We start from the raw sequence: 23,462 nt of genomic DNA, 5'->3' as shown, positions 1-23,462 counted from the left end.
TTTCTGTATTTTTCCTTTTTACTTACAGCTCTAAGGCAAAATATCTAAATAACAACTTTCGTTTGACATGGTGCTTCGCAAAATGCTTTCCAACAATAGTTCAAACAGACAAATAAACCCTAAGTTCTCATTATATATGACATCCCATTTTTTTACAAAAACCTATTTCATTAAGGGTTTTTTAATTGCTATTTGCTCGTGTACATGCTATACTGTTGCCAAATATTTCGCAAAAATGCTCTAAACGAAAAAAGGAGGTCTCCATGGATCTTGATAAAAAAAATATTCACAAAATAAGAGGTCTAATTGTATTTACAGTTCTTATTTTAATCGGCGTTTATCGCTTTGACGTTGTAATAAGCTCCACTGCATTTATCTTGCATATTTTGTTTCCTCTCATCTTAGGATGTGCCATTGCTTTCATACTAAGTGTCCCTATGGATTTTTTTCAAAAAATAATATTTTCCCGCTTCCTAAAAGATGCATCTGGAAAGAAAGCACAGCGTTTGGAAAGCCTCTCAAGCCCAATGAGCTTGTTGTTGTCCATCATCTTCGTTCTAGCATTGCTTTTCCTGGTAATAGCGGTAGTATTACCTCAGCTTGCTACTACCATTGCCGATTTGGCTCAATCTCTACCCGAAAAAGTTCCCCCTTTAATGGAAAAGTTGAAACGCTTTTTGGTGGATTACCCAGAAGCATTATCTTGGTTAGAAAGCATTCAAATCAATTGGCATCAACTAGTGGTTGGCATCGTAGACTTCTTTAAATCAGGTGCTAGTACATTTCTTGGCTCAACCATCGGGATGGCAAAAGGAATTGTGAGCGCCTTTACAACATTCTTCATTGGATTTGTTTTTGCCTGCTATATCCTTCTTCAAAAAGAAACCTTGAGCAGACAAAGCCGTAAGCTTCTTTTTGCATTTTTACCACAAAAGCATGCCCAGAAAACCATAGATGTTTGTAGTCTTACGCATAGAATTTTTACAAACTTCCTCACCGGGCAATGTTTAGAGGCGATTATCTTGGGGACTATGTTCTTCATCGCTATGACTATCTTGCGTTTCCCTTATGCATTATTAGTAGGTGTATTAATTGCATTTACCGCCTTAATTCCTATTTTTGGTGCTTTTGTTGGCTGTTTTATTGGCGCATTCCTAATTTTGACTGTAAGCCCCCCCCAGGCACTTACCTTTATCATCTTGTTCCTGGTTTTACAGCAACTTGAAGGAAATTTAATCTATCCCCATGTGGTTGGTGGTTCCGTTGGCTTACCCTCTCTATGGGTTTTAGCCGCCGTTACCATCGGTGGTAGTTTATTTGGCATTGTGGGTATGCTCGTTTTCATTCCTATCGTTTCCGTAATATACTCATTACTAAGAGAGGCAACCAACAATCGTTTGGAAGCAAAAAAATTACACGTTGAATAATAAAATAAACTCCCAAAACATTAAGAAATATAGAAAATTTAGGGCACCCTCATTTTTTATGAGGATGCCCTTTTCGTAGTTTGCAAATTTCCTTCAGATTACATTTTTTCATTTATAATGGAGTCTATCCTAATACCTCCGTTAAGAAAATGTCTTTTTCCAGCATAGGAAAGCTTAATCCCCTCGTGCTGGGCTTCAATGACTGAGCATTTAACTCTGGATTCCCTCAAGATATGAAATTCTCTTGCCATTTCATTTTTTAATTATTCCTCATTAATTGCATTCTCCTTTAGACTGGTGATTCCTTCTTTTCTTATTCCGTGCCTTATCCCTTGGCTTCCAACTACCTTACTTTTTCTAGATATGGCGCATCGCAAGGCAAAATAATAAAACTTAACCACCGCATTACTTTAAAGCAGTGGCCATCCCTCCGCTTTTTATCCCCTTCTCTATTTCTTTTCTATTTCCCTTCTATGCTTTGCAAATAGTTACAGATTGCTTGATAGTAAGCCTGAGCCGCCTTCTCACAACCTCCTTCTGAGCCAAACTCCTGTACATCCTGCTCATTGGTTACAAAACATTGCTCTACCAATACTGCTGGGCAGTGCATATTTTTCAGCATTCCAAATGTGTCATAATCGTAAACTTCCGTATCCGTAGAATCAAGCAACAACTTCGTTGTATTGCCATCTTCATCAGAAACATAATAACCAAACCTTACCCCATCAGTCCCTCTAAGCCTAGCCCCTACCGATTCCATTTCTATCGCTATGTACTGGGCAAAAATTAGGCTTTTATCGTGGTTTAGCTTACCCGGCGGCGATGGGTAGCACTCAAAACCATAGGCCGATAAGTCTTCACTGGAATTCCCATGGATCGAAAGAACCAAATCCGGCTTGGCCCTTTGAAATAGCTTGTTTCTTTCTGTAATGCTTTTTGCTTCTCCCCCATGACGGGAGAGGACAATACGAAATCGTCCATCAGCTTTCAATAACGCTGTGAGTTTTTCTGTTGTTTTCTCCGTCAATTCCACTTCATTGATTACACCTACTGCACCTGTATCTATTCCCCCGTGGCCACCATCCAAACCAATAACATAAGGCTTACTATAGTGAAAATATATTTGAAATCCTCCATATCCCAAGGCAAATAGAAGGACAGCCAGAATCATTTTTGCCACAAAACCCCTATTTCTTCTTCTGCGACGTTTTTTTCTTTTTTTTGCTGGTTCATACTCCCGCCAATTTTTTCCCTTCATACCCTTTTGCCACTCCCAGTTCCCAAAATTTCAACCTAAAATCTTCAAGTAACACTATATAAAGAAATTATTGGGGATTTTTTCATAAATGATACACTAAACTTTTACTCAACTTTGCATATCAAAATAACACTTTATCAATTTTATTAGATTACAAACCCTTCATTGGTCTTGGTAATATTTTTTATCTTATCTCCATAGCCCTTCTCCTTTAACATCTGACAAACCTGAAAATTTCCCCAAAAATGCATGGGGAAAACTGCTACCGCCCCAATTTCATCCATAAAGTAATCTATCGCCCAACAGTATTTATCTTCCAGGCGCAAGTCTGCAGGAATAAATGCCACATCAACTTTCTTACCCTTAATTTTTTGCATTTCTTCTTGATAACTATTGGCAATTCCATCGTTGAATGCGTCGCTTTCTCCATTCCAATGCCACCAGTTTAGATCTCCCCCATGGTATATCACTTTTTCATCTACCTCTACGATAAAGGCAACCCCCTCATCATTAGAACGAAGGGTTTCAATCATCATACCTTGAAAGCTATACCTTTGGTTAGGCTCCACATACAGCACTTCTCCTCTAAAGTTGGTTTGTAATTTAATATCATCAGAAATTACATAAGAAGCCTTATCTGCCCAGTGCAGTATTCTAGAATCAAAGTGATCATCATGATTGTGGGATACAAAAAAAATGATGTCCTTTCCAATATAATTTTTAGGGTCGAAATAATCAAAACGCCCACCCTGTGAATAATAATCAAATATGAGAACCTTGTTTTCTGTTTCTACCGAAAATCCACTATGGTTAAAGTATGTTACGTTCATATAATCCTCCCTGTTGACTTGATATTTTTTTTGTAGCATCAAACTCTTTTGCCTATCCGTTGCAGATCATACCATAAATCATAATAATACTTTCCTATTGTATCATACTTTTTTCTACTTTCTATCATCATAAAAAAGACTTAAGAATTTCTCAAGTCTTTTCTATCCTTCAACTATTTCCTTTTTTAAAGATATTATCCCTTGTGACAACAACTGCTGAGAAACATTAGCATCATACAGCCATGCCCTAAGCTGGGTTTCATCCAAAATTAATGGCATACGATGGTGGATTTCCCCTACCACGCCCCTGCTATGGGTGGTTAAAATTACAATCTCCCCTTGTTCTCCTCTACCACGATATAACCCGGCAAAGTAAAGCAATCCCTGCCTCACCATGGAAAATTCAAAACAGTTGCGGTCCTTGTCCCATTCATAAAAGCTATGGGCAGGCACGATACATCTGCCTGACAAAAAGCAGTTGGTAAAAATATCCTTATGCAAAACAGTTTCCTGCCTTGCATTATAAACCAAATTACCACTGGACACACGAAATCCCCACTGGGCCACCGACGCTGTTGTTCTTTTCTTTGGGGACGCCAAAAGGTACGCTATCTCATCCGTTGGACGTGCTACGGAGGGCAACTGCTTATGGGGATATTTTCTTCCGATTTCCCCCATAATTTTTTGAACTGCCTTTGTATCATCCTCCTGCTTCCACAAAAATAGTCTACACATGGTGAGCTGGACGCACCTCACCTGTTTCCGGATCCATCACAAAACCATAAACTTCTACGCCACTATGAATGAGAGGATGGGTTTTAATTATTTTTGCAGTATTCTCTACCGCCTGACAAACATCTCCAAACCCCGTCAACCATTCAATGGGGTTACGATGATTTTTTTCCACTTCTTCCAAGGCCTCCTGAGTAATGCCTTTGGCCTTCATTTTCTCAACAATTTCCTTACCATTTAAAGCCTTGCCTCCACAATCATCATGACCAACAACAAGAACTGTGTCCACACCTAACTCGTAAATGGCAACCAATAGGCTAAAAATTACACTCCCGTAGGGATGGCTAATTTGCCCGCCTGCATTTTTTATCATTTTTACATCGCCATTTTTAAGCCCTAGCGCCGCTGGCAGAAGCTCTGTCATACGGGTATCCATACAGGATAAAATAGCAATTTTCCGATCTGGATATTTTGAAGTGGTATACTTTAAATAAAGCTCATTATCAACAAAAACCTGATTATATTGTAGCATCTTTTTCACACGTTCATTCATTACTTATCATCCTCTCCATTATTCTTACAGTTACTACCATGCTTCATCACAATATAGATTAATAAAAACCACAAGGCAATTAACACCAATGCCACAGGAATCATACCTTTCCTCAGGACTTCCCCAGAAAAGAAGTGTATCCATAAAAAAAGCAATATGGCAATAACTAGAAAATAAACCCCCGAAACAATTTGCATGATGTTCTTATTATCTTTCACATGTCACGCCTCATTCCATTTTAAAGATTTATGTTAAAAAAAAGACCCTTTTCTTAAAAAGAGCCTTCATCAATTACCAAAGAATCAATATATATATCCTATCAAATATTTTGCAATAAACGATAATTTATATTTATTGCATATAATAACACAACAATAAGCTTTCTGTAAAGCAAATTATTTGCTATCCACACTTACTTTTAATTAAAAAACTCCTCTAACATAGGTATTGTCATTTCCCCCTTAGCTTTATCCTCTCCACAAAAAAGGAGTAGCCTCTCAACAAGGCCTACTCCGAATAAAAACTTCCTTTATAGGGCTATTATTTCCCCTTAAACAATCCCTTGGGCTATCATTGCATCAACAACTTTTTCAAACCCTGCAATGTTTGCACCTACAACGTAATTCCCAGGCATACCATAACGCCTTGCTGCATCATCAGCTTTGGCAAATATATTAACCATAATTGCCCTCAGCTTCTCTTCAACCTCATCAAAAGTCCAGTACAAATGCATACTATTTTGGCTCATTTCTAAAGCTGAGGTTGCAACACCACCGGCATTTGCAGCTTTACCGGGCATAAATAAAATTCCATTTTCCTGAAGGTAATTTGTTGCTTTGATGGTACATGGCATATTAGCTCCTTCTGCTACTGCAACGCAACCATTTTGGTGCAACAACTTTGCATCTTCTAAGTCCAACTCATTTTGCGTTGCACAAGGCAGTGCAATGTCACAAGGGATAGTCCAAATACCCTTACCTTCTATATATTTGGCAGTAGGAACATCATCTACATATTCTCCAATTTTTCCACGGCGCACTTCCTTAATTTGCTTTAATACATCGATATTAATTCCATTCTTATCATAGATGTATCCTTGGGAATCGCTTAATGCAATTACCTTTGCACCTAACTGCTGTGCTTTTTGAGTGGCATAAATTGCAACATTTCCAGAACCCGAAATTATAACTTCCTTCCCAGCCAGCTCCTTGCCATTTTTCTTTAGCATTTCCTCAAGGATGTAAACTACACCGTACCCTGTGGACTCTGTTCTTACCAGGGAACCACCAAACTTAAGGCCTTTGCCAGTAATCATACCTTCATATTGAGAGGTCAATCTCTTATACTGACCAAACAAATATCCAATTTCTCTGGCACCAACACCGATGTCACCTGCAGGAACATCTTGAGCTGCACCTGTATATTTGTAAAGCTCCGTCATAAAGCTCTGACAAAACGCCATAATTTCCCTATCTGACTTACCCTTAGGATCGAAATTGGCTCCCCCCTTGCCACCACCAATAGGGTGACCCGTCAGGGAATTTTTGAAGATTTGTTCAAACCCAAGGAATTTTAAAATGCTTTCATTTACAGAAGGATGGAATCTCAAGCCACCCTTATATGGTCCAATGGCACTATTGAACTGCACACGGTATCCTTTATTAATCTGAACCTGGCCCTCATCATCAATCCAGGGGACACGGAAAGAAATAATACGTTCTGGTTCTGTCAGCCGCTCAAGCAAAGCAATTTTTCTATATTCGTCTTCTTTGCTGTCTATAACCAATCTTAGGGATTCTAACACCTCTTTTACGGCCTGGTGGAATTCAACCTCACCTCTGTTTTGTTGCACTACTCTCTGATAAATTTCATCAACGTATGACATCTCAAATGCCTCCTTTGTTTGTCGAATTAGAAATTATTATACCAGAATCACTCGGTTTTGCAACACTTTAAAGCACTAAAATTTGCATACTGTAAATATTTATACACTTTACTTTTTTTTCGATTCAATTCGACCAGACTTTCATAAAATTTTTATTTCTTTACATAGTTTTGAAGCCTTAAACACACAAACTCCACCATATATTTAGCATGCTAGTTCGATTTTCTATCAAATATGTCAACCCGAAAATTTTCTCTTTAAGAAACTTTTTTTCTTTAAATGAACAAATTTTTTATTGCTCAAAAATAAATATTTATATTTATTTTATAATTTTCGTTTTATTAGCACGAAAAACCTTTATATTCTAGCATTTGTGGCTTAAAATAAAAAAAATAAATTTTAATTTTATTTTTATTGAAAAACGAATTTTATTTAATTTATAATTTATACTAATTTATATTTTTCTAAATTACTGTATCTACATCTCATTTTCATTTGGTTTGCATAATATTTATTTTGTATTTTTTTATACCAAAAAACGAATAATATTATTTATTATATCAAAATAGTCTTTTATATTTATTCATTATATATGCATATTTTGTTATTGTTATTACTTAATTCTAATCCAATCAAAAATTGGTCGAACTCGGTCGGACTTAGTGGGTCTTGGTCGCACTTGGTCGGACTTTTTCCTATTTATGTCAATATTCCTCTTTATTTTTATATTTCCGATTTGAATCTTTTTTTGCATAAAAATACCCCTAAATCCAAGCTCTACCACCATTTTGGTATGCTTCAACTTAAGGGTCATACTACTTTGCCACGCATTAGCGGCTCTCTATCACTTTAAATATGAGCAAGCCTATAAGCCGGGTTCTGTCTTAGACAGCCATCTATCTTGGTCTGTTGTTGCCAACAGCATCATGCGACTTTTCTTGAAACAGGGCGAGCAACCCTAATGTTTCATATCGTCTTGCTTCAGGTGGGGTTTACAGAGCCTCCTCTGTTACCAGAAGAGCGGTGGGCTCTTACCCCACCTTTCCATCCTTACCTGCATAAACAGGCGGTTTATTTCTGTTGCACTATCCTTAGAGTCGCCTCCACCGGCCGTTAGCCGGCACCCTGCTCTTTGAAGCCCGGACTTTCCTCACCTTTAACGGGCGCGACTGTCCAGCTTACTCACGACTCATATTATACGCCATCCACTTTCTATTGTCAAACCTTGAAACAGCTACCACCAACAAATTCCTTAATGAGGGAATTATTGGGAATCTCCAGGCCAGGCGCCGCCAAAAAGTAGCCAAGGAACTTAATCAATCTTTTTGCAGTCACGTACTCAGGCTGAGATGCATCTATGGCGAACAGCAACGGCTCAGCGTATTGCTTCAAAACACTGAGTTCATAAATAGTGGCAGAATTAAAAATAGCATCGGCATTTTCTTGGAAAGGGAATATATTCTCTTCCTCTCCCTTTTTCACCATATTCCACGACTCAATTGTTGCCGCACCATCCCTTCCTCTAAACTGGTTATCTCGAACCATACGGCGAATCAATCGGCTGTCCGATGTGGAAATTCTGTTATGATCGTCGATATTTAATTGTGTAATTGCACTAATGAATATTTTGAATTTGTTTTCAGGGGCAATCTCTGAAGTCAACTTATCATTCAATCCATGTATTCCTTCCATTACCAAGATCTCATCTTTATCTAATTGTATAAAGTTCCCTCTGTACTCCCTCGTACCACTGACGAAATTAAAGGATGGAATCTCCACTCTATCCCCAGCTATAATATTTTTCAAGTCCTCATTAAGTTGTTTTAAATCAAGGGCATCAATGCTCTCAAAATTTTTATTTCCAAACTCATCCACAGGGGTAAATTCCCGATTTACAAAATAATCATCCAGCGAAATCTTATGGGGACGAACACCCAACGCACGAAGCTGAATACACAAGCGATTTGCAAAAGAAGTTTTACCCGAGGATGAAGGCCCTGCAATTAAAACCACCTTAACCTGCTCAATCTTATGGTGAATTTGATCGGCTATCTGTGCAATCTTCTTTTCATGTAATGCCTCATTAATACGAATCAGCTCACCGAATTCCCCTCTAACCACAGTATTGTTTAAATCCGCAACATTTGAAACCCCCATAAGTTGACACCACTTCATCTGCTCCATATAAACAGCACTTATTTTTTCTGGGTTCTCATAGGGTGCGACAACTTGGGGATTTTTTGCTTTGGGCATATGAATCATAAACCCATTTTCAAGAGGTTTCAACGCAAATGTAGCTAGTGCTCCAGCAGAAAGAGGCATATATCCATAAAAGTAGTCATACAAACCGCCCAATTCATATAAGTTCACATTGGATGAACGACGAAAGCGAAGGAGTTCCACCTTATCATGCATTCCTTGCTTTTTCATTAGCTCAATGGCCTTATCTCTACGTAAAGTATGTTTGATAATTGGCATATCTGCCTTCACATACTCCCGCATTTTATCTTCCAAACCCTTTAATAAAGCATCATCAATTACCATTTTGGGCTTAGTGATCTCACAGTAAAGATTGCCTCTTAATGAATGCTCAATAATCAAAGTTGCATCTTCACCCAGCAAATCCCAAATTGCCTTAACCAGCAAAAAAGAAACCCCTCGATGGTATACCCTCATCCCTTCTGCATCTGAAATATCAAAAAAGGAAATAGGCCCATTGTCATAAATGACATTGCGAAGCTCACGCAGTTGATTTCCTTGCTTTGCCACCATAATATTGCCTAGGCATTTATCTTTAAAATCCTTTGCCAGCTCTCCAAAAGTAGTGCCTTGGCTAACCATAGTACTTTTTCCCATTACATTAATCTGCAATTCTTCCAAAACATCTCCTCCTAACATAGTTCAAGTCTAATTCGTCTTTCAATGAAAAAAACAAACACTTATAAATTTTATAACCAAAGGGTTATACAAAGCCGCTACTTCTTAGAAACTAGAAACTATCGTCCCCGTTTTTGATAGGACCCTATTCCAATATATTACTAAATTGTCCAAAAAGTTTGCCCATTAATTTTAGAAGTTACGACCTCTAGTTCCCATCCCTTTTCCTCCGCCTGCTTGTTCAGAGCCTCATTAAGAACAGGCACAATAATAACCTCACTGGCATAATGGGTGATATCCCCCACACAAATGCCTAACTCCAAAGCCCTCTGAGCCTCATGAAATTTCAAGTCACCTGTTAGGTACGCGTCAGCCCCCTGTTCCTTTGCCGTGGCCATAAACTCTACGCCGCTGCCTGTACAAAGGCCCACCCGTTTAATTTCTTGATGTGGATTCCCCACAAGGCGGATAATCCCCTGAATATTCAGCTTCTCCTTTAATTGTATTGCGAAATCAGCAAAATTTATAGGGTTGGGTAAATTTCCAATACGACCAATACCTTCCCTTCTTCCTTTTTGCTCAACAGGGTATATGTCATATGCTACTTCTTCATACGGATGAACTTTTTTCATTGCCTCAATAACTTTTTCCACCATGGAAACAGGCACTATGGTCTCCAACTTTGCCTCTGGTGTTTTTTCAAAAACTCCTGCCTCACCGATATATGGGGTAGTGCCTGCTAAAGGCAAAAATGTGCCTTCTCCCCGGCTTTGAAATGTACAGTGAGCATAATTACCGATATGTCCAGCCCCAGCAGCACACATCGCATTACGAACCTCATCCAAATGGCTTTCTGGTACATACGTTACAACTTTTTTCAATTCTTCCGACCAAGTTTCCTCCAGAATTTCCACATCTTGAAGTCCAAGTAATTTTGATAAAACATCGTTAATGCCCCCGTGGGCTATGTCCAGATTGGTATGGGCAGAAAGTGCTGCAATTTCATGCTCTATCAATTTATAAATCTGGTTACCCAGGGCATCATTTTTCGTAATGCTATTTATTTTCTTGAAAAGCAACATAGGATGGTGGGTCAGAATCAAATCAGCTCCAATTTCAATTGCTTCATCAATCACAGAATCTGTGACATCCAAAGCAACCAAAACCTTATTTACCTGATGATCAGGGTCACCTATAGCCAGCCCTGTATTATCCCAACTTTCCGCTAGACTTCTTGGGGCTATGCCTTCCAAAAAGTTTACGACCTCCTTGACTGTTACAAGCATACCAACGCCTCCCTCATCAAACGAAGTTTTTCTTGCACTTGAACCAAGCGTTCTTTCGCATTGTCTGTATCACTTTGTATCAATTTTTCCTCCACTACCTGGTACTTTTTTTCCTCAGACGTTAAAATCTCTTTTAACAACGGCTCCTTGTGCATAAGCAACTTTGCTCCATATAAATAATCAATCTCCCTGGGGTATCGTTCTTCACCAGGAATACAGCGCATGATATTATAGTATTTTCCGTCCTCTTTCATCATATGCTCGGTTTCAATACGAAACCCTATGGAATGCAAATATCGGCGCACCTCATCTACATCATGCTGTGGGGCTAAAATCAATTCTTTTAAGGAGGCAACCACCTCCGGGCTATCTTTTAATATCCGCACCGTCAACATACCGCCCATCCCAGCAATTACCCCTGTTTCTACTTCTCCTGGCTTTACAGGCACAAGGCCACTCCCCAACCTGGTTTCTATATCATCCTGAACTTGATACAAAAGGATATTCTCCTTCGCCTTTTCCAATGGCCCTTTTCTTACATCACAGGCTAATGCCTTTTTTACCTTACCCTTTTTATGTAGATATATTGGGACGTAGCCGTGATCCGTTCCGATATCCGCCACAGTGGGATAGGAAACTAAGGCCGCAACTTCTCCCAGTCTTTTTGAAATATCCATGGTTTTTACCTCTCTATGTCAAAGTTTATTCCAATTGCTTTATGTTTACAACGCACTTTCTATTAAAAAGCCTCAAATCACTATTTTTCTTCAGATTCCCCCTAAAAAACTTAGAAACCAGAATTTTTTGTCTAAAATAAATTGCCCTAAAAAACAAAATCATCTTCAAACCCTAGGGTGTTACTTACCCCTTTCGTATTAAAAAAATAACGGGCGAAAATATATAAATTCGCCCGCTTTCTTTTATTCTAAATAATCTTTCAACTTCTTGCTACGGCTGGGGTGTCGCAGTTTTCTAAGAGCCTTTGCCTCGATCTGGCGGATACGTTCACGGGTAACGTTAAATTCTTTTCCCACCTCTTCTAAGGTTCTTGCTCGTCCATCATCCAGACCAAAGCGCAAACGTAAAACTTTTTCTTCCCTGTCTGTCAGCGTATCCAACACTTCTATCAATTGTTCTTTTAATAAAGTGAAGGCTGCCGCTTCAGCAGGGGCAGGAATATCATCATCGGGGATAAAGTCTCCCAAGTGGCTATCTTCTTCCTCACCAATGGGAGTTTCTAAAGAAACAGGCTCCTGAGCGATTTTCATAATCTCTCGCACCTTATCCTCAGACATCTGCATTTCCACAGCCAACTCTTCTGCAGAGGGCTCACGTCCCAGTTCTTGCAAAAGCTGCCTGGAAATACGAATTAATTTATTAATTGTTTCTACCATGTGCACAGGAATACGAATGGTTCTTGCCTGGTCTGCGATGGCACGGGTAATCGCCTGTCTGATCCACCATGTTGCATAGGTACTGAATTTATAACCTTTATGGTAGTCAAATTTTTCTACCGCCTTAATCAAGCCAAGGTTACCCTCTTGAATCAAATCTAAGAACAACATCCCTCTACCAACATAGCGTTTTGCAATACTAACAACCAAACGCAAGTTAGCCTCAGCAAGCTTTTTCTTCGCTTCTTCATCGCCCTCTTCCATACGCTGGGCAAGTTCAACTTCCTCCTCTGCACTTAACAAAGGAACCTTACCGATTTCTTTTAAGTACATACGTACCGGATCATCGATATTGATACCCTCGGGTAGTGTCAGATCCAGATCCTTTTCGATCTCCTCTTCCGTATCAATGTTACCTAAAACATCAATTCCTTGAGATTCCAGATATTCATAAATACGCTCGATTCGGTCGGGGTCAAGGTCCAAATCCGCCAAATGATCCATGATCTCTTTATATTCCAATACACTCTTTTTCTTTTTTCCAAGCTGAACCAGTTCATCTAAACGGGTCAACAACGTAGTTTCTTCGACGGATTTCAACGCAATCCTTCCTTTCTCTGCTCTTATAGTCTAACCATCTTAAATGGTAATATACAGGGAATCCAGCATTCTTTTGGCTTCCACCAACGTTTGTATCTCCTCCACCGTGGTGGCAGCAGCCGTCATTCTGTCGATTTTCGTCCGTTTCAGTAGTTTTACCGCTTCATTTATCGCCTTTTGTAAATCTTCCTTACTCTGGGCTGGAAGTTGGATTGCGAAAATTTCTGTTACAGGTTTTTGTTCAGCTCCATCTTGAAAAAAGCTAACCAGCTCTGCTGGGAAAACGGTTCCTACATCCCTCCAAAGCTGTCCTATGGCTTGAAAAACCCGATAATAGATATCTTCGGTAAAATCCTCTTTCTCTAAAACACTTACTAACTTTTCGTAAATCTTTTGCTCCGACGCACTAAAATACAAAATACTTCTTTGAGCCTCCATAAGTCCCTTATCCTTATGGCGACCCACATTACTTGCCTTTTGGTTCATTTGCCGTCTCTTTTCGGCTTCTTTTCGAAAAGCTTCTTCTTCTTTGTTTACACGCTTGTTGATTTCGCTTCGAATTGCATCTTCTTCAACCCCAGTCATTCGACTGACTTCTCCGGCATAGACATTTCTTTCAATGGCATTATCCAGCTTAGAAAGAATGTCTGCCGCCTCTGTAGCGAAGCGAACTCTATGTTCTGGGTTTTCTAAATTGTATTTCCTTTGAATGCAGGCTATCTCAAAGGAGATATAGTGAACTGCATTCACCAACAATTTCGAAAACTCCAAAGCTCCGTTTTGCTTAATATATTCATCAGGATCTTTTCCATCAGGCACTTGGGTTACCCTCACCCGAAATCCGTTTGAAGTCAAAACAGGAATTGCCCTTAATGCCGCATTGGTTCCCGCATCATCGCTATCGTATAACAGAATAATATCCTCTGCAAATTTTTTGAGCGTGCGTGCATGATCCTGGTTAAAGGCAGTTCCAAGTGCTGCCACAACATTATGAAACCCGGCTTGATATAGTGAAATCATATCCATATAACCCTCCACCAATATCAGCTCCTTTTTTCGGGCCGCCTTGGCAAAATTTAAGCCATATAAATTTCTACTTTTGCTAAACAATATTGTTTCCGGAGAATTTAAGTATTTTGGTTCGCCTTTTCCAATAATTCTGCCGCCAAAGCCTACCACTCTGCCTTGTGGATCAAAAATAGGAAACATCAGCCTACCACGAAAGCGGTCATGGTATCCCCTTTTATCCTTATTTTCAATAACTAGCCCACTTTGTAGCATATCACCAATGGAATAACCTTTTTCTTGCAAATGTTCTAACAATGCATTCCTGCGCTCAGGAGCATAGCCCAAACCAAACTTTCGGCTTATATTTGGATGCAGCATTCTCTTTTCTATATAGCTGCGGGCAACGGATCCCTCTTCACCTTGTAAAACATCGTGATAAAATCTTCCTGCAACATTATGAATTTCAAACAATCTTGCCTTTAACTGTTCTGCCACCATTACCTGGGCGGTTTTTTCAGGTTCGGGTAAGGTAATATGGGCACGATCGGCCAGTTTTTTTAACGCTTCTGGGAAATCACAATTTTCCATTTCCATCAAAAAGCCAAACACATTTCCTGCGGCACCACAGCCAAAACAATAGTAAAATTGTTTTTCACTGTTGACGGAAAAAGATGGTGTCTTTTCATTGTGAAACGGGCAAAGTCCAAAATAAGAACCGCCTTTTTGTTTCAAAGGAACGTACTGAGAAATCACCTCTACGATATCGTTTTGCAAACGCACTTCCTCGACTATTTCACGGGGATACCGCATGATTCACACCTACCTTTTTCCTTCGCTTTTCTTTAAACAGTCCAAAAGGAAGTGAACCTTTACTTGCACTTCCTTCTCAAAGTTAATAATTCGACAGAAACTTCAAAATTCCTTTTTCCATCTTTTATTTTGTATATATGCCCAAAAAATTATGAAAAAATGACATGGTTTTTAAAAATAACATCCATCATTTAAAGCTTGTTCCACTCCTTAGGGATGAAAAGCTCTGTAAACTTGGCCACGGCAAAACGATCTGTCATACAGGCAATATAATCACAAACCACCTGCCACAAAGGCTCTCCTTCTTGCAACAGCTGCAAAAATTCTCCCTCCATGACTTGGGGATGGTTCATGTAGTAGTCATATAAATCACCAATGATTTTTTCTGCTTTTTCATGCTCCTCAATGGCCACCTGGCTCATATAGACCTTACGAAACATAAATGCCCTTAGGTCTGTAAGAGTTTCTCTCATCTTTTGGCTCATACGAATTTCATCAATCCCCACACTATTTGTAATTGTATCTCGAATCATAGAATTGATACGGCTACTGGAAGTTTTTCCAATAAGCGCAACAATCCCCCGGGGAATATCCTCTGGTTGCAACATTCCTGCTCTTACCGCATCATCAATGTCATGGTTGGTGTATGCAATTTTGTCAGAAAGCTGCACCACCTGCCCTTCTAAGGTGGCTGGCGACCCACTAGTGCGATGATTTAATATGCCATCTCTCACTTCCCAAGTTAAATTCAGCCCTTCTCCGTTTTTCTCCAGCCGTTCAACAACCCTTAGGCTCTGCTCATTGTGAGAAAACCCTCCATGGGCTTGACAAAGCTTGGAAAGTTCTCTCTCCCCAGCATGGCCGAAGGGAGTATGCCCCAAATCATGTCCCAGGGCAATCGCCTCCGTCAGGTCCTCGTTTAAGCTTAAAGCCCTGGCAATACTCCTAGCAATTTGTGCCACCTCCAAGGTGTGGGTTAAACGAGTACGGTAGTGATCCCCCTCGGGAGAAATAAATACTTGAGTTTTATGCTTCATCCGACGAAAAGATTTGCAATGGATAATACGATCACGATCCCTTTGAAAGTCCGTGCGTATATCACACTTGTCCTCTGGTTTTTCTCTTCCTTTTGTATCAATGCTTTTCTTTGCATATTCTCCAAGGATTCTATCCTCTCTCGCCTCCTGTAAGAGTCTCAGTTCCATGCTCTCCCTCCTTTTTGGTTCACAAATATTCTCTATACTAAAAAAATACGTCATCTGCAGCAAAAATCCTCTATTTGCTCCAAGAAAACATATATTTTCATGAAGTTCCTTGTTAATTTCCAGCATTTATTTTCATACAGCCCTTTTCTCCATAAATATAGAAGGATTTTTAGTACAATTCAATTTGTAATATTTAAAAATTGTATATTGTAAATATCCTTTCTCAGAAAGAATAACCCAAATTTCATTACTCAAAAATAAAGAAACCATCCGCTGTCCCACAGATGGTTTTAATATGTTTATTGGGTTTCTAAAGAAATATGCGCATTTACAAAAATCTTCACTCTCTTTTATGATACTTGGCAGTTTTCAGGAAGTATACAAAATCAGGTTATTTATTTGGGTAAACTCCCACCACCCATATATTCCACATACTTCTTTCCTCTAACCTGGACAAACTCCCGCTCCGGATAGCGCAATGCTGTTAAATATCCCCCATATACACAGCCTTGGTCAATATCTACGGTATTATGGATGATTTTAGGTTCTTCTTGAACTGTATGACCATAAACTACAAAGGGTCTCCCCCGATAATCCGCCGCCCAATCCAACCGTTCAGGCTTTCCATTTTCCTCAAACATACCCGTTGTTTCACCATATAAGCAAACAGCCCGGATTTTATTGGAAAAGCGCCCCATGGAATCTTCTCGCAATCCGCCATGCACAACGGCCAATCGCCGTTTATCTAGTAGTAAATAAAAACACTGACTTTCATAACAATGCATAAAACGATTTCGAAAAGATATCCTGTCTTCCTTGGACAGCATCTCCAACTCCTGAACTGTGCTCTCCAAGCCATGGGAAAGGCGCACTTTATTTCCCAAAAAATACCTATAAAGTTTGTTACAGTGATTACCATGAACCCAGAAAGCACCTGCATAAGCAACTTGATCAATCCAAAAATCTAGGGCCAACAAATTTTTAGGCCCTTTATCTGCGACATCCCCCACCGAAATCAATCTTCTTCCCTGGGGATGGAAATAAGCATGTCCTCTTTTTTCATATCCCAATGTAGCTATAAGCTCCAGTAACTCATCATAGCAACCATGAACGTCACCTATAATATCAAATTTATTTTCTTTGAATTCTAAAATACGGAAGTTTCGTTCCCGATGTTCTTTCATACCGTCATTCCACTCCTTACCTTCTTTATACTATATCATAAAAAAGTAGCTGGGTGAAAAAAAAGAAGAAAAATATTGGCCTTTTGCTCATATATTTTAAACAACGATAATACGGAGGTATTTCCATGTATCATAATCCTAATTTACCAGATCCTTTTTACGCTTGCCTATGCGGCTGCACAGTAGGCCATCGGCCAATGCCCCGATCTACTTACAGCAACCGCCCAGCTTCGAGCTCTAATCATTTTGAATCACCGTTATGCAAAGAACAGCAGGCTTGTCATGAACCTGCTATCTGTAAGGAAAAACCCATTTGTAAGGAGCCCCCCATTTGCAAGGAAAAATCCATTCAAGCAAAGCCTTCTGCGTGCCATCCTCAAAAAGGGCAGATAGAAAGAGAACTTTGCAAAGAATATAAAAAAGTAAACCCTTGCCATGAAGAAAAACCTTACACCTATTCCGGGAATGGCGACAGTCAGTTTCCCTTTATCCTATTACTACTCTATTTTTTGAGAATTTTCTAAGTACTACTAAAAGCGAAAATCATTTTCATGATTTTCGCTTTTTTCCTTCCCATAATAATTCCTTTTCTAATCAAACCCTAAATTTCCAAAACGATTGTTAGCTATAAAAAAAACGGTATATGCACACTTTGCACATACCGCTGTTTTCAACAGGTTTCTAAACTCTGTAGAAACTGAATCATAGAAAATTAATATCCCATCATTGACATAACCTGTATCAACCGTTCTTGCTCGTCTCTTGGCAAAGTAGCACTTACCGCAGCCAAAAGAGCCTTTTGCTGGTCTGGTGGTAGCTCTCCGCCCTTTGAAAGGCGTTCCCCATATTCCAGAAAAATATCTAACCGCTCCATTCCTGCTTTACCACGACTTCTTTCCGCTGCTTCTCGTATTAATCTTAACCTTTCCTCTCCCAGCGCCTGGACCTCTGGTGTATCCCATCCCTTATCCACTATTTTCCCTCCTTATGCTCCAATATGCCTTTTATCTCCATTATCTTTAACATAGTATCAATTTGTTTTTTCTCTTCTGTTGCTAAAAACGGACGCACGGCTTGTAACATATTGTGCCGCCGGTATGTAGGTTCCTCCTGCTTTTCTCTGACCTCTAGCTTAGTTCCCTCTAATACCCGTTTCAACTCCATCAATCGAACCACTACAAAAATATTTTTTTGAAATTCCATATCCAAAAAAGGAATGGCTGAAAACAAAATATTTTCCCCTTGGCTACTACCAAAGGGTGATTCGGGTACCGAAGCCTCTTTTGCCTGAATTTCTTGTGTTTTTTGTGCTTCTGTATTACCAAAAAGACGGCGCAGCCGCTCTATTCTTTCCATCATTCGCAGTGCGTCGCTTCCATCTGCGCCCATCATTCCGGTTAAAAGTTTCAATTGCTCGCTGTTCAACTTTTCCTCCATCCTGAACCTCCCCCAACATGCCTTTTAAAAAGATATGATGCACAAAAAGAAAAAATACCTTTGCCTATTCCCAAATAGTTCTTTCTACATATTTTAATAGAGAAAGAAAGGAGATGTTTTCCATGTCTTTTCCAAATTATTCGTCCCAAAGAGGCGAAGCCAAAACCTCTCCTGAATCCCTTTTTACTGGCAGAGGCATCGGCATTGCCTTCCTAGATACAGGCATCTCACCCGTTGCAGATTTTATCACTCCAGCAAATAGAATCGTTGTTTTCCGAGATTTTGTGAATGGAAAGAGAGGTGCCTATGACGATAACGGTCACGGCACCCAAGTCGCGTAATCAAATTTTGTAAATGCCCCTTATTTTTCGTTTTTTTGATGAAGGAGGCTTGGCCTTTCTTTACTAAAATTCATAACATTTTGTTCTTACTTATAGACATCTTCATTCTAACAAAAACGGAAGCTCCCCCTTCCTAAACAGAAAGGGGGAGCTCCCGGAGTTCAATATGAGTCACAACTATCATAACGATAGGGGACACCTTAAATCAGTATTAATAGAACATACAAATCACTACAAATAAGATACTTGCAAAATCATTTTTGCCCATTCACCTTATTCACAAGCGTAACAACCATAACTCCATTTAAATCCTATCCTTACCTTATCCCAACAAGTTAGGCAAGAACATAGAGATTGCAGGTACATATGTAATCAGTAGCAATGTAACAATCATCAAGACCAAGAATGGAATGATACCCTTAATTACGGCATCCAACGTGGTCTCGCCCACTCGTGAGGCGACAAACAAGTTTACACCCAAAGGAGGTGTGATGAAGCCGATTGCTAAGTTTACTACCATGATAATACCAAAGTGTGTTACGTCAACGCCCAAAGCTGTTACTACAGGGAACAGAATTGGTGCCAAAATCATAATTGCACACAATGTTTCCATGAAACAACCAACAATCAACAATAGTACGTTGATTAATAAGAGGATCAAAATCTTACTATCTGTCATAGATGTCAAGAATGTTGCCACTGTGGTAGGGATACGTCCTAATGTAAGAACCTTGGAGAAGCCAGCAGCACAACCAATTACAATAAGGATTGTAGCTGTTGTTTCACATGCATTCTTTGTAACATCCATTAATTGCTTTATATTCAATTCTTTATATACCAAGCAGCCAACGATTAAGCTATAAATAACGGAAACAGCCGCTGCTTCTGTTGGTGTAAAGATACCACCATAAATACCACCTAAAATGATAACGGGAGAAAGCAATGCCCATTTACTATCCCATGTTTCTTTCATAGCCCTATTCCAGCTAAAGGGCTCTGTATCACCCTTATAACCCATCTTTTTGGCATAGAAGTAAGAGTAAGCAATCAATACTAAGCCGATTAAGATGCCTGGAATAAAACCTGCCAAAAACAGCTTACTTACAGAACTGTTTGTGGTAACACTATAAACAACCATTGGGATACTGGGAGGAATAATAACGCCGATAGAACCTGCGGCAGCAATCAATGCCAACACAAATTTTCTATCATATCCTTTTTGTAACATTGTAGGTACAACCATACCGCCTACCGCTGCAACAGTTGCAGGGCCAGAACCAGAAATAGCAGCAAAGAACATACATACAACAACTGTTACGATAGCCAAACCACCTTGGATTCGACCAAAGTAAACGTTAGCAACGTTGAGCAATCTACGGGAGATACCGCCGCCACCCATCAATTCACCAGCGAATACGAAAAATGGAATCGCCATGATAGGGAAAGAGTCAACGCCAGTTACTAAATTCTGTGTAATAAATCCGAATGTCAACTGCTTTGTATATAAGATATACGATAAGGACGCAATACCCAAAGAAAAACCGATAGGCACAGTTAAAACCAAGCACGCTATAAGTGTGCCAAAAACTACAAGAGCAATACTACCTGTCATGCTTTAGCCACCTCCTCATGATTCTTTAATGCTTTTATTCTTCTCAAAATGCATTGAATCTGACGGATGGCAGTCAATACAAAGCCTATCAACGGTGCAGCATATACAAACTGCATAGGGATACGCATCGCAGGAGAAAGCTGACCACTCCATGTGATTTTGTGGAAAACTGTCACTGCTGTTACTGCAATAAATACAGAGAATGCCAAAACTATGATTTCACTTAAAATTTCGATATAAGGTCTTGATTTTTTGGGATAAATATTAATTGCCGCATCAATGCGAATATGTTTTTCACGGCGAGCAGTATAGCTTACTGCAAAATAAACAAGCCAAACAAACAAATATCTCGCCAATTCCTCTGACCAAACCAAGGAATTCTGGAATGCATAACGCATGATAACCTGTAAGAAAATGATGATACTCATCAAAAACATCAGTGGAATAATGAAAAATTCTTCCAAATGATCGTTAATATATTTCATTTTTTTGCCTCCCCTCTCATTTACGAAGCTGACTCTACACCTTCAGCGGGATATTTTGCTTTCGCCTTTTCTACCTCGCTATAAAGTAAATCAACAATTTCTGGATTCTTAACCTTCTTGTAAGCCAAGTCTTTCAGACCAACGCAAGCAGCTTTAAACTCTTCCACTGCTTCTGGTGTTAACTCGGTAAAAGTCATACCAGGGTAGTTTTTGATATTTTCGATTGCAGCTGCCTCATATTCTGAACATCTTTCACGTTCATAAGTAACCGCCTCATCGGAAACACGCATTACAATTTCCTGTTGTTCTGGTGTAAGAGTCTGAAATTTCTCCTTACTCATCAAAATAACATAAGGGGAGTAAATGTGCTTTGTGTATGTATAGTATTTTTGCACTTCGCAGAATTTTGTCTGCCATGTTAATTCAGCACCATTATCCTGACCATCTACTGTACCCTGCTGTAAAGCAGTAAACAATTCAGTAAATGCCATTGGTGTGGGGTTTGCACCGTAATTTTTCCACTGTGCCAACTGTAATTCATTTTCCATGATACGGATTTTTAACCCTTTTAGGTCAGAAACCTTCTCAACTTTTCTATCAGATGTAGTCAGTGTACGGAAAGAGTTTTCCTGCCATTGCAATAACTTAAAACCTTTATCTTCAAGGCCTTCAGCAAGTGTGTCTCCCAAAACACCATCAAGCACTTCATAAACCTGTTGCTTATTATCATATAACCAAGGAATGTCTAAGCAAAAGATATCGTTACTAAAGGATGCAACCGTTGCATTTGTTGCTAATACGATATCGTAATTACCAAATTGACAGCCTTCTAATAACTCTCTTTCACTTCCTAAAACGTTATCTGTGTAAATATCACAACTTAATGTACCACCACTTTCTTGCTCCAAGCGCATTTTGAAGAACTTTGCAGCATCAATTGTAGCAGGTGCATTTCCTAATGCATAAATAAAACGATAACAATCGCTGGTTAATTCAACACCCGACTCAAAGTTGTCAGGTTCTACCTTCTTTTCCACAAAACCAGCCGGTGTTGCAGGGGTATTGGAATCACCTGTCTCTGTCTCTGCATGTTTTTCCCCACATGCAGTGAGTCCTAGCACCATAACTGTTGCTAATGCAGCAGCTATACCTCTTTTCAACATAGATTTCCCTCCTAAATATTGAACGGTTTCCGGTTCTCTCTCTCCTAAAAAAATAAAATCAAACATTTTTAGAGCTTCTTTTGTAAGGTAGTGCTTTGTAATCCCGGCCGAGAATACCAGATGGATTATTTCGCAAGCACATTACTTACATGCAAACTAATCATCTTTTTTAATTATAGGTATTCATTTTTTCACAGTCAATCCGTAATAAAGCCGAATAAAACATTCAAAACCTCATTTTCAAATCACATTTTTATCGTTTTTTAACGAAAATTTTATTTAAAAAGAGTTATTAATCTAAAAAACTGTATTTGTGCACAAAAAATGCAATTGTATTTTGGTACTTCTCAATTCTATAATTCTTAAATAAATGTTTTATTTGCGCAAATAAAACATTTATTTTGTCATTTAAATTTTCATAAAATGAACAAAAACTTAAAAATTCTTGTTTTTTGGGGAATAAAGTGGATTTTTTTATCAATGTAAGATATAATGCATTTAGGGTTAAGAGAAGAAATGAAATCTTAAATTATTAAGGATGGGGAACTATTGTGGAAGAAAAAAATTTACAGCCTTTTGATGGCAAAAAACTCACACTAACAAACCAGATTTATCAAGAAATAAAAGATAGCATTACTAGAAAACAATTTTTGCCAGGGGAAAAGCTTAACATTAAAGAACTAGCAAGAAAGTACAACGTTAGCGATACCCCTGTGAAACAAGCACTTCAGCGTTTGGCAGATGAGAAAATGGTGGTAAACACCCCCAATAAAGGCATGAGCGTGCGCACGCTAACCCCTCATGAACTAAATGATATTTTTGATATGCGCTTGATGATGGATACTTTTTTTCTTAAAGATATTATCTCTACCTTGAACTACAATAATAACCTACGGCAACAGCTAATAGAAAACCTTGAGGAACAAAAGCGATTCATTCAAACCAGCGAGTCCTCTAGCCACCCCGAAACATACTTTTCACTAGATATGGAATTTCATACTCTTTACCTTACAGCATCTGGTAATCAGAAGGCCGTTGAGGTGTTTACAGAATTACAACCTTTTACATACGCTTCAGGAACATACTTAAACCAGCCACACTATCGTGACTGTGAGTGTGTAGCGGAACACGAAGCAATCTTAAAGGCCGCATTTAATGCAGACCTCAATGCACTAAACCATGCTATTCAGACTCATATTGCTAACTCACGACGTGCATTGCAATTAATTTTTAAGGTGAATCAGATGGTTCTACCTAGCGAATAAAAAAACCCCTCTTGGCATAAGCCGAGAGGGGTTTTGAATCCAAAAAAGTCTCACAAAAAATCAACTCTTTGTTGAATTCCTAGGAAATCACTAATAATTAGTTTTTTTTT

At 39.0% G+C, this 23,462-nt stretch carries 22 protein-coding genes and 1 other RNA gene; 4 read left to right on the top strand and 19 right to left on the bottom strand.

All coding sequences use genetic code 11. The features are described from left to right. Positions 1-263: 263 nt before the first annotated feature. The gene (locus ABVZ64_RS04975) at positions 264-1,427 is read left to right on the top strand and encodes an AI-2E family transporter (protein WP_352399947.1); all 1,164 of its coding nucleotides are present in this window, start codon (positions 264-266) and stop codon (positions 1,425-1,427) included. 460 nt (positions 1,428-1,887) lie between these two features. Here the strand turns inward: ABVZ64_RS04975 and ABVZ64_RS04970 are convergent, their stop codons facing one another. The 14 genes from ABVZ64_RS04970 to prpE form a co-directional block, all read right to left on the bottom strand. Continuing rightward, on the bottom strand, positions 1,888-2,685 hold the full coding sequence (locus ABVZ64_RS04970) for an N-acetylmuramoyl-L-alanine amidase family protein (RefSeq protein ID WP_352399946.1): 798 nt from the start codon (positions 2,683-2,685) through the stop codon (positions 1,888-1,890). A 146-nt stretch (positions 2,686-2,831) separates the two neighbouring features. After that, entirely contained in the window at positions 2,832-3,515 is a 684-nt protein-coding gene (locus tag ABVZ64_RS04965) for an MBL fold metallo-hydrolase (protein ID WP_352399945.1), read from the bottom strand. Between the two features lie 162 nt (positions 3,516-3,677). Further along, entirely contained in the window at positions 3,678-4,250 is a 573-nt protein-coding gene (locus tag ABVZ64_RS04960; protein WP_352399944.1) for an SOS response-associated peptidase family protein, read from the bottom strand. Continuing rightward, positions 4,243-4,800, bottom strand: a complete 558-nt coding sequence (locus ABVZ64_RS04955; protein ID WP_352399943.1) for a beta-class carbonic anhydrase — start codon at positions 4,798-4,800, stop codon at positions 4,243-4,245. The genes ABVZ64_RS04960 and ABVZ64_RS04955 overlap by 8 nt, the downstream gene beginning before the upstream one ends. After that, the gene (locus tag ABVZ64_RS04950; protein WP_352399942.1) at positions 4,800-5,018 is read right to left on the bottom strand and encodes a hypothetical protein; all 219 of its coding nucleotides are present in this window, start codon (positions 5,016-5,018) and stop codon (positions 4,800-4,802) included. Before ABVZ64_RS04950 ends, ABVZ64_RS04955 begins: the two co-directional genes overlap by 1 nt. Before the next feature lie 332 nt (positions 5,019-5,350). Then, positions 5,351-6,685, bottom strand: coding sequence for an NADP-specific glutamate dehydrogenase (gene gdhA, locus ABVZ64_RS04945; RefSeq protein WP_352399941.1), 1,335 nt, complete (start codon positions 6,683-6,685; stop codon positions 5,351-5,353). Between the two features lie 852 nt (positions 6,686-7,537). After that, positions 7,538-7,870: RNase P RNA component class A (rnpB, locus tag ABVZ64_RS04940), an RNA gene on the bottom strand. Between the two features lie 33 nt (positions 7,871-7,903). Further along, positions 7,904-9,565: a nucleoside kinase gene (locus ABVZ64_RS04935; protein WP_352399940.1), complete on the bottom strand. Its 1,662-nt coding sequence runs from the start codon at positions 9,563-9,565 to the stop codon at positions 7,904-7,906. A 158-nt stretch (positions 9,566-9,723) separates the two neighbouring features. Further along, positions 9,724-10,848 (bottom strand): Nif3-like dinuclear metal center hexameric protein, encoded by a 1,125-nt coding sequence (locus tag ABVZ64_RS04930; protein WP_352399939.1) that lies wholly within the window; start codon positions 10,846-10,848, stop codon positions 9,724-9,726. Next, entirely contained in the window at positions 10,839-11,525 is a 687-nt protein-coding gene (locus ABVZ64_RS04925; RefSeq protein WP_352399938.1) for a tRNA (adenine(22)-N(1))-methyltransferase, read from the bottom strand. The genes ABVZ64_RS04930 and ABVZ64_RS04925 overlap by 10 nt, the downstream gene beginning before the upstream one ends. Before the next feature lie 243 nt (positions 11,526-11,768). Then, positions 11,769-12,842, bottom strand: coding sequence for an RNA polymerase sigma factor RpoD (gene rpoD, locus ABVZ64_RS04920; protein WP_352399937.1), 1,074 nt, complete (start codon positions 12,840-12,842; stop codon positions 11,769-11,771). Positions 12,843-12,881: 39 nt separating this feature from the next. Beyond that, positions 12,882-14,660: a DNA primase gene (dnaG, locus tag ABVZ64_RS04915; RefSeq protein WP_352399936.1), complete on the bottom strand. Its 1,779-nt coding sequence runs from the start codon at positions 14,658-14,660 to the stop codon at positions 12,882-12,884. Positions 14,661-14,851: 191 nt separating this feature from the next. Beyond that, the gene (locus ABVZ64_RS04910) at positions 14,852-15,865 is read right to left on the bottom strand and encodes a deoxyguanosinetriphosphate triphosphohydrolase (protein ID WP_352399935.1); all 1,014 of its coding nucleotides are present in this window, start codon (positions 15,863-15,865) and stop codon (positions 14,852-14,854) included. Between the two features lie 395 nt (positions 15,866-16,260). Continuing rightward, the gene (gene prpE / locus ABVZ64_RS04905; RefSeq protein WP_352399934.1) at positions 16,261-17,049 is read right to left on the bottom strand and encodes a bis(5'-nucleosyl)-tetraphosphatase PrpE; all 789 of its coding nucleotides are present in this window, start codon (positions 17,047-17,049) and stop codon (positions 16,261-16,263) included. 125 nt (positions 17,050-17,174) lie between these two features. Here prpE and ABVZ64_RS04900 point away from each other — a divergent pair, with 125 nt between their 5' ends. After that, positions 17,175-17,573 (top strand): hypothetical protein, encoded by a 399-nt coding sequence (locus ABVZ64_RS04900; RefSeq protein WP_352399933.1) that lies wholly within the window; start codon positions 17,175-17,177, stop codon positions 17,571-17,573. A gap of 188 nt (positions 17,574-17,761) precedes the next feature. Here ABVZ64_RS04900 and ABVZ64_RS04895 read toward each other — a convergent pair whose 3' ends face one another. Beyond that, on the bottom strand, positions 17,762-18,022 hold the full coding sequence (locus tag ABVZ64_RS04895) for a hypothetical protein (RefSeq protein WP_352399932.1): 261 nt from the start codon (positions 18,020-18,022) through the stop codon (positions 17,762-17,764). Next, complete coding sequence (locus ABVZ64_RS04890) at positions 18,022-18,486, bottom strand: hypothetical protein (RefSeq protein ID WP_352399931.1); 465 nt, start codon at positions 18,484-18,486, stop codon at positions 18,022-18,024. Before ABVZ64_RS04890 ends, ABVZ64_RS04895 begins: the two co-directional genes overlap by 1 nt. 122 nt (positions 18,487-18,608) lie before the next feature. Between ABVZ64_RS04890 and ABVZ64_RS04885 the strand changes: the two genes are divergently transcribed. Beyond that, complete coding sequence (locus ABVZ64_RS04885; RefSeq protein WP_352399930.1) at positions 18,609-18,827, top strand: hypothetical protein; 219 nt, start codon at positions 18,609-18,611, stop codon at positions 18,825-18,827. A 322-nt stretch (positions 18,828-19,149) separates the two neighbouring features. Here the strand turns inward: ABVZ64_RS04885 and ABVZ64_RS04880 are convergent, their stop codons facing one another. The 3 genes from ABVZ64_RS04880 to ABVZ64_RS04870 are packed head-to-tail and all read right to left on the bottom strand — an operon-like array spanning position 19,150 to position 22,087. Further along, the gene (locus tag ABVZ64_RS04880; RefSeq protein ID WP_352399929.1) at positions 19,150-20,439 is read right to left on the bottom strand and encodes a TRAP transporter large permease; all 1,290 of its coding nucleotides are present in this window, start codon (positions 20,437-20,439) and stop codon (positions 19,150-19,152) included. Next, positions 20,436-20,924: a TRAP transporter small permease gene (locus tag ABVZ64_RS04875; RefSeq protein WP_352399928.1), complete on the bottom strand. Its 489-nt coding sequence runs from the start codon at positions 20,922-20,924 to the stop codon at positions 20,436-20,438. The genes ABVZ64_RS04880 and ABVZ64_RS04875 overlap by 4 nt, the downstream gene beginning before the upstream one ends. A gap of 20 nt (positions 20,925-20,944) precedes the next feature. Beyond that, positions 20,945-22,087 (bottom strand): TRAP transporter substrate-binding protein, encoded by a 1,143-nt coding sequence (locus tag ABVZ64_RS04870; protein WP_352399927.1) that lies wholly within the window; start codon positions 22,085-22,087, stop codon positions 20,945-20,947. A gap of 551 nt (positions 22,088-22,638) precedes the next feature. Between ABVZ64_RS04870 and ABVZ64_RS04865 the strand changes: the two genes are divergently transcribed. Then, positions 22,639-23,352 carry a GntR family transcriptional regulator gene (locus tag ABVZ64_RS04865; protein ID WP_352399926.1) on the top strand — a complete coding sequence of 238 codons (714 nt, stop codon included), beginning with the start codon at positions 22,639-22,641 and terminating at the stop codon, positions 23,350-23,352. Positions 23,353-23,462: the final 110 nt, after the last annotated feature.

The sequence above is a fragment of the Anaerotignum sp. genome, assembly GCF_040307045.1.
GTDB lineage: Bacteria > Bacillota > Clostridia > Lachnospirales > Anaerotignaceae > Chakrabartyella.
The sequence above is the reverse complement of the archived record's forward strand: the minus strand, read 5'-3'. Positions and strand labels throughout refer to the sequence as shown.

Excerpts from the sequence above, each read along its gene's own strand:
- ABVZ64_RS04975 (WP_352399947.1), top strand. The coding sequence starts at position 264 with ATGGATCTTGATAAAAAAAATATTCACAAAATAAGAGGTCTAATTGTA.
- ABVZ64_RS04970 (WP_352399946.1), bottom strand. The coding sequence starts at position 2,685 with ATGAAGGGAAAAAATTGGCGGGAGTATGAACCAGCAAAAAAAAGAAAA.
- ABVZ64_RS04965 (WP_352399945.1), bottom strand. The coding sequence starts at position 3,515 with ATGAACGTAACATACTTTAACCATAGTGGATTTTCGGTAGAAACAGAA.
- ABVZ64_RS04960 (WP_352399944.1), bottom strand. The coding sequence starts at position 4,250 with ATGTGTAGACTATTTTTGTGGAAGCAGGAGGATGATACAAAGGCAGTT.
- ABVZ64_RS04955 (WP_352399943.1), bottom strand. The coding sequence starts at position 4,800 with ATGAATGAACGTGTGAAAAAGATGCTACAATATAATCAGGTTTTTGTT.
- gdhA (WP_352399941.1), bottom strand. The coding sequence starts at position 6,685 with ATGTCATACGTTGATGAAATTTATCAGAGAGTAGTGCAACAAAACAGA.
- ABVZ64_RS04930 (WP_352399939.1), bottom strand. The coding sequence starts at position 10,848 with ATGCTTGTAACAGTCAAGGAGGTCGTAAACTTTTTGGAAGGCATAGCC.
- ABVZ64_RS04925 (WP_352399938.1), bottom strand. The coding sequence starts at position 11,525 with ATGGATATTTCAAAAAGACTGGGAGAAGTTGCGGCCTTAGTTTCCTAT.
- dnaG (WP_352399936.1), bottom strand. The coding sequence starts at position 14,660 with ATGCGGTATCCCCGTGAAATAGTCGAGGAAGTGCGTTTGCAAAACGAT.
- ABVZ64_RS04910 (WP_352399935.1), bottom strand. The coding sequence starts at position 15,865 with ATGGAACTGAGACTCTTACAGGAGGCGAGAGAGGATAGAATCCTTGGA.
- prpE (WP_352399934.1), bottom strand. The coding sequence starts at position 17,049 with ATGAAAGAACATCGGGAACGAAACTTCCGTATTTTAGAATTCAAAGAA.
- ABVZ64_RS04900 (WP_352399933.1), top strand. The coding sequence starts at position 17,175 with ATGTATCATAATCCTAATTTACCAGATCCTTTTTACGCTTGCCTATGC.
- ABVZ64_RS04890 (WP_352399931.1), bottom strand. The coding sequence starts at position 18,486 with ATGGAGGAAAAGTTGAACAGCGAGCAATTGAAACTTTTAACCGGAATG.
- ABVZ64_RS04885 (WP_352399930.1), top strand. The coding sequence starts at position 18,609 with ATGTCTTTTCCAAATTATTCGTCCCAAAGAGGCGAAGCCAAAACCTCT.
- ABVZ64_RS04880 (WP_352399929.1), bottom strand. The coding sequence starts at position 20,439 with ATGACAGGTAGTATTGCTCTTGTAGTTTTTGGCACACTTATAGCGTGC.
- ABVZ64_RS04875 (WP_352399928.1), bottom strand. The coding sequence starts at position 20,924 with ATGAAATATATTAACGATCATTTGGAAGAATTTTTCATTATTCCACTG.
- ABVZ64_RS04870 (WP_352399927.1), bottom strand. The coding sequence starts at position 22,087 with ATGTTGAAAAGAGGTATAGCTGCTGCATTAGCAACAGTTATGGTGCTA.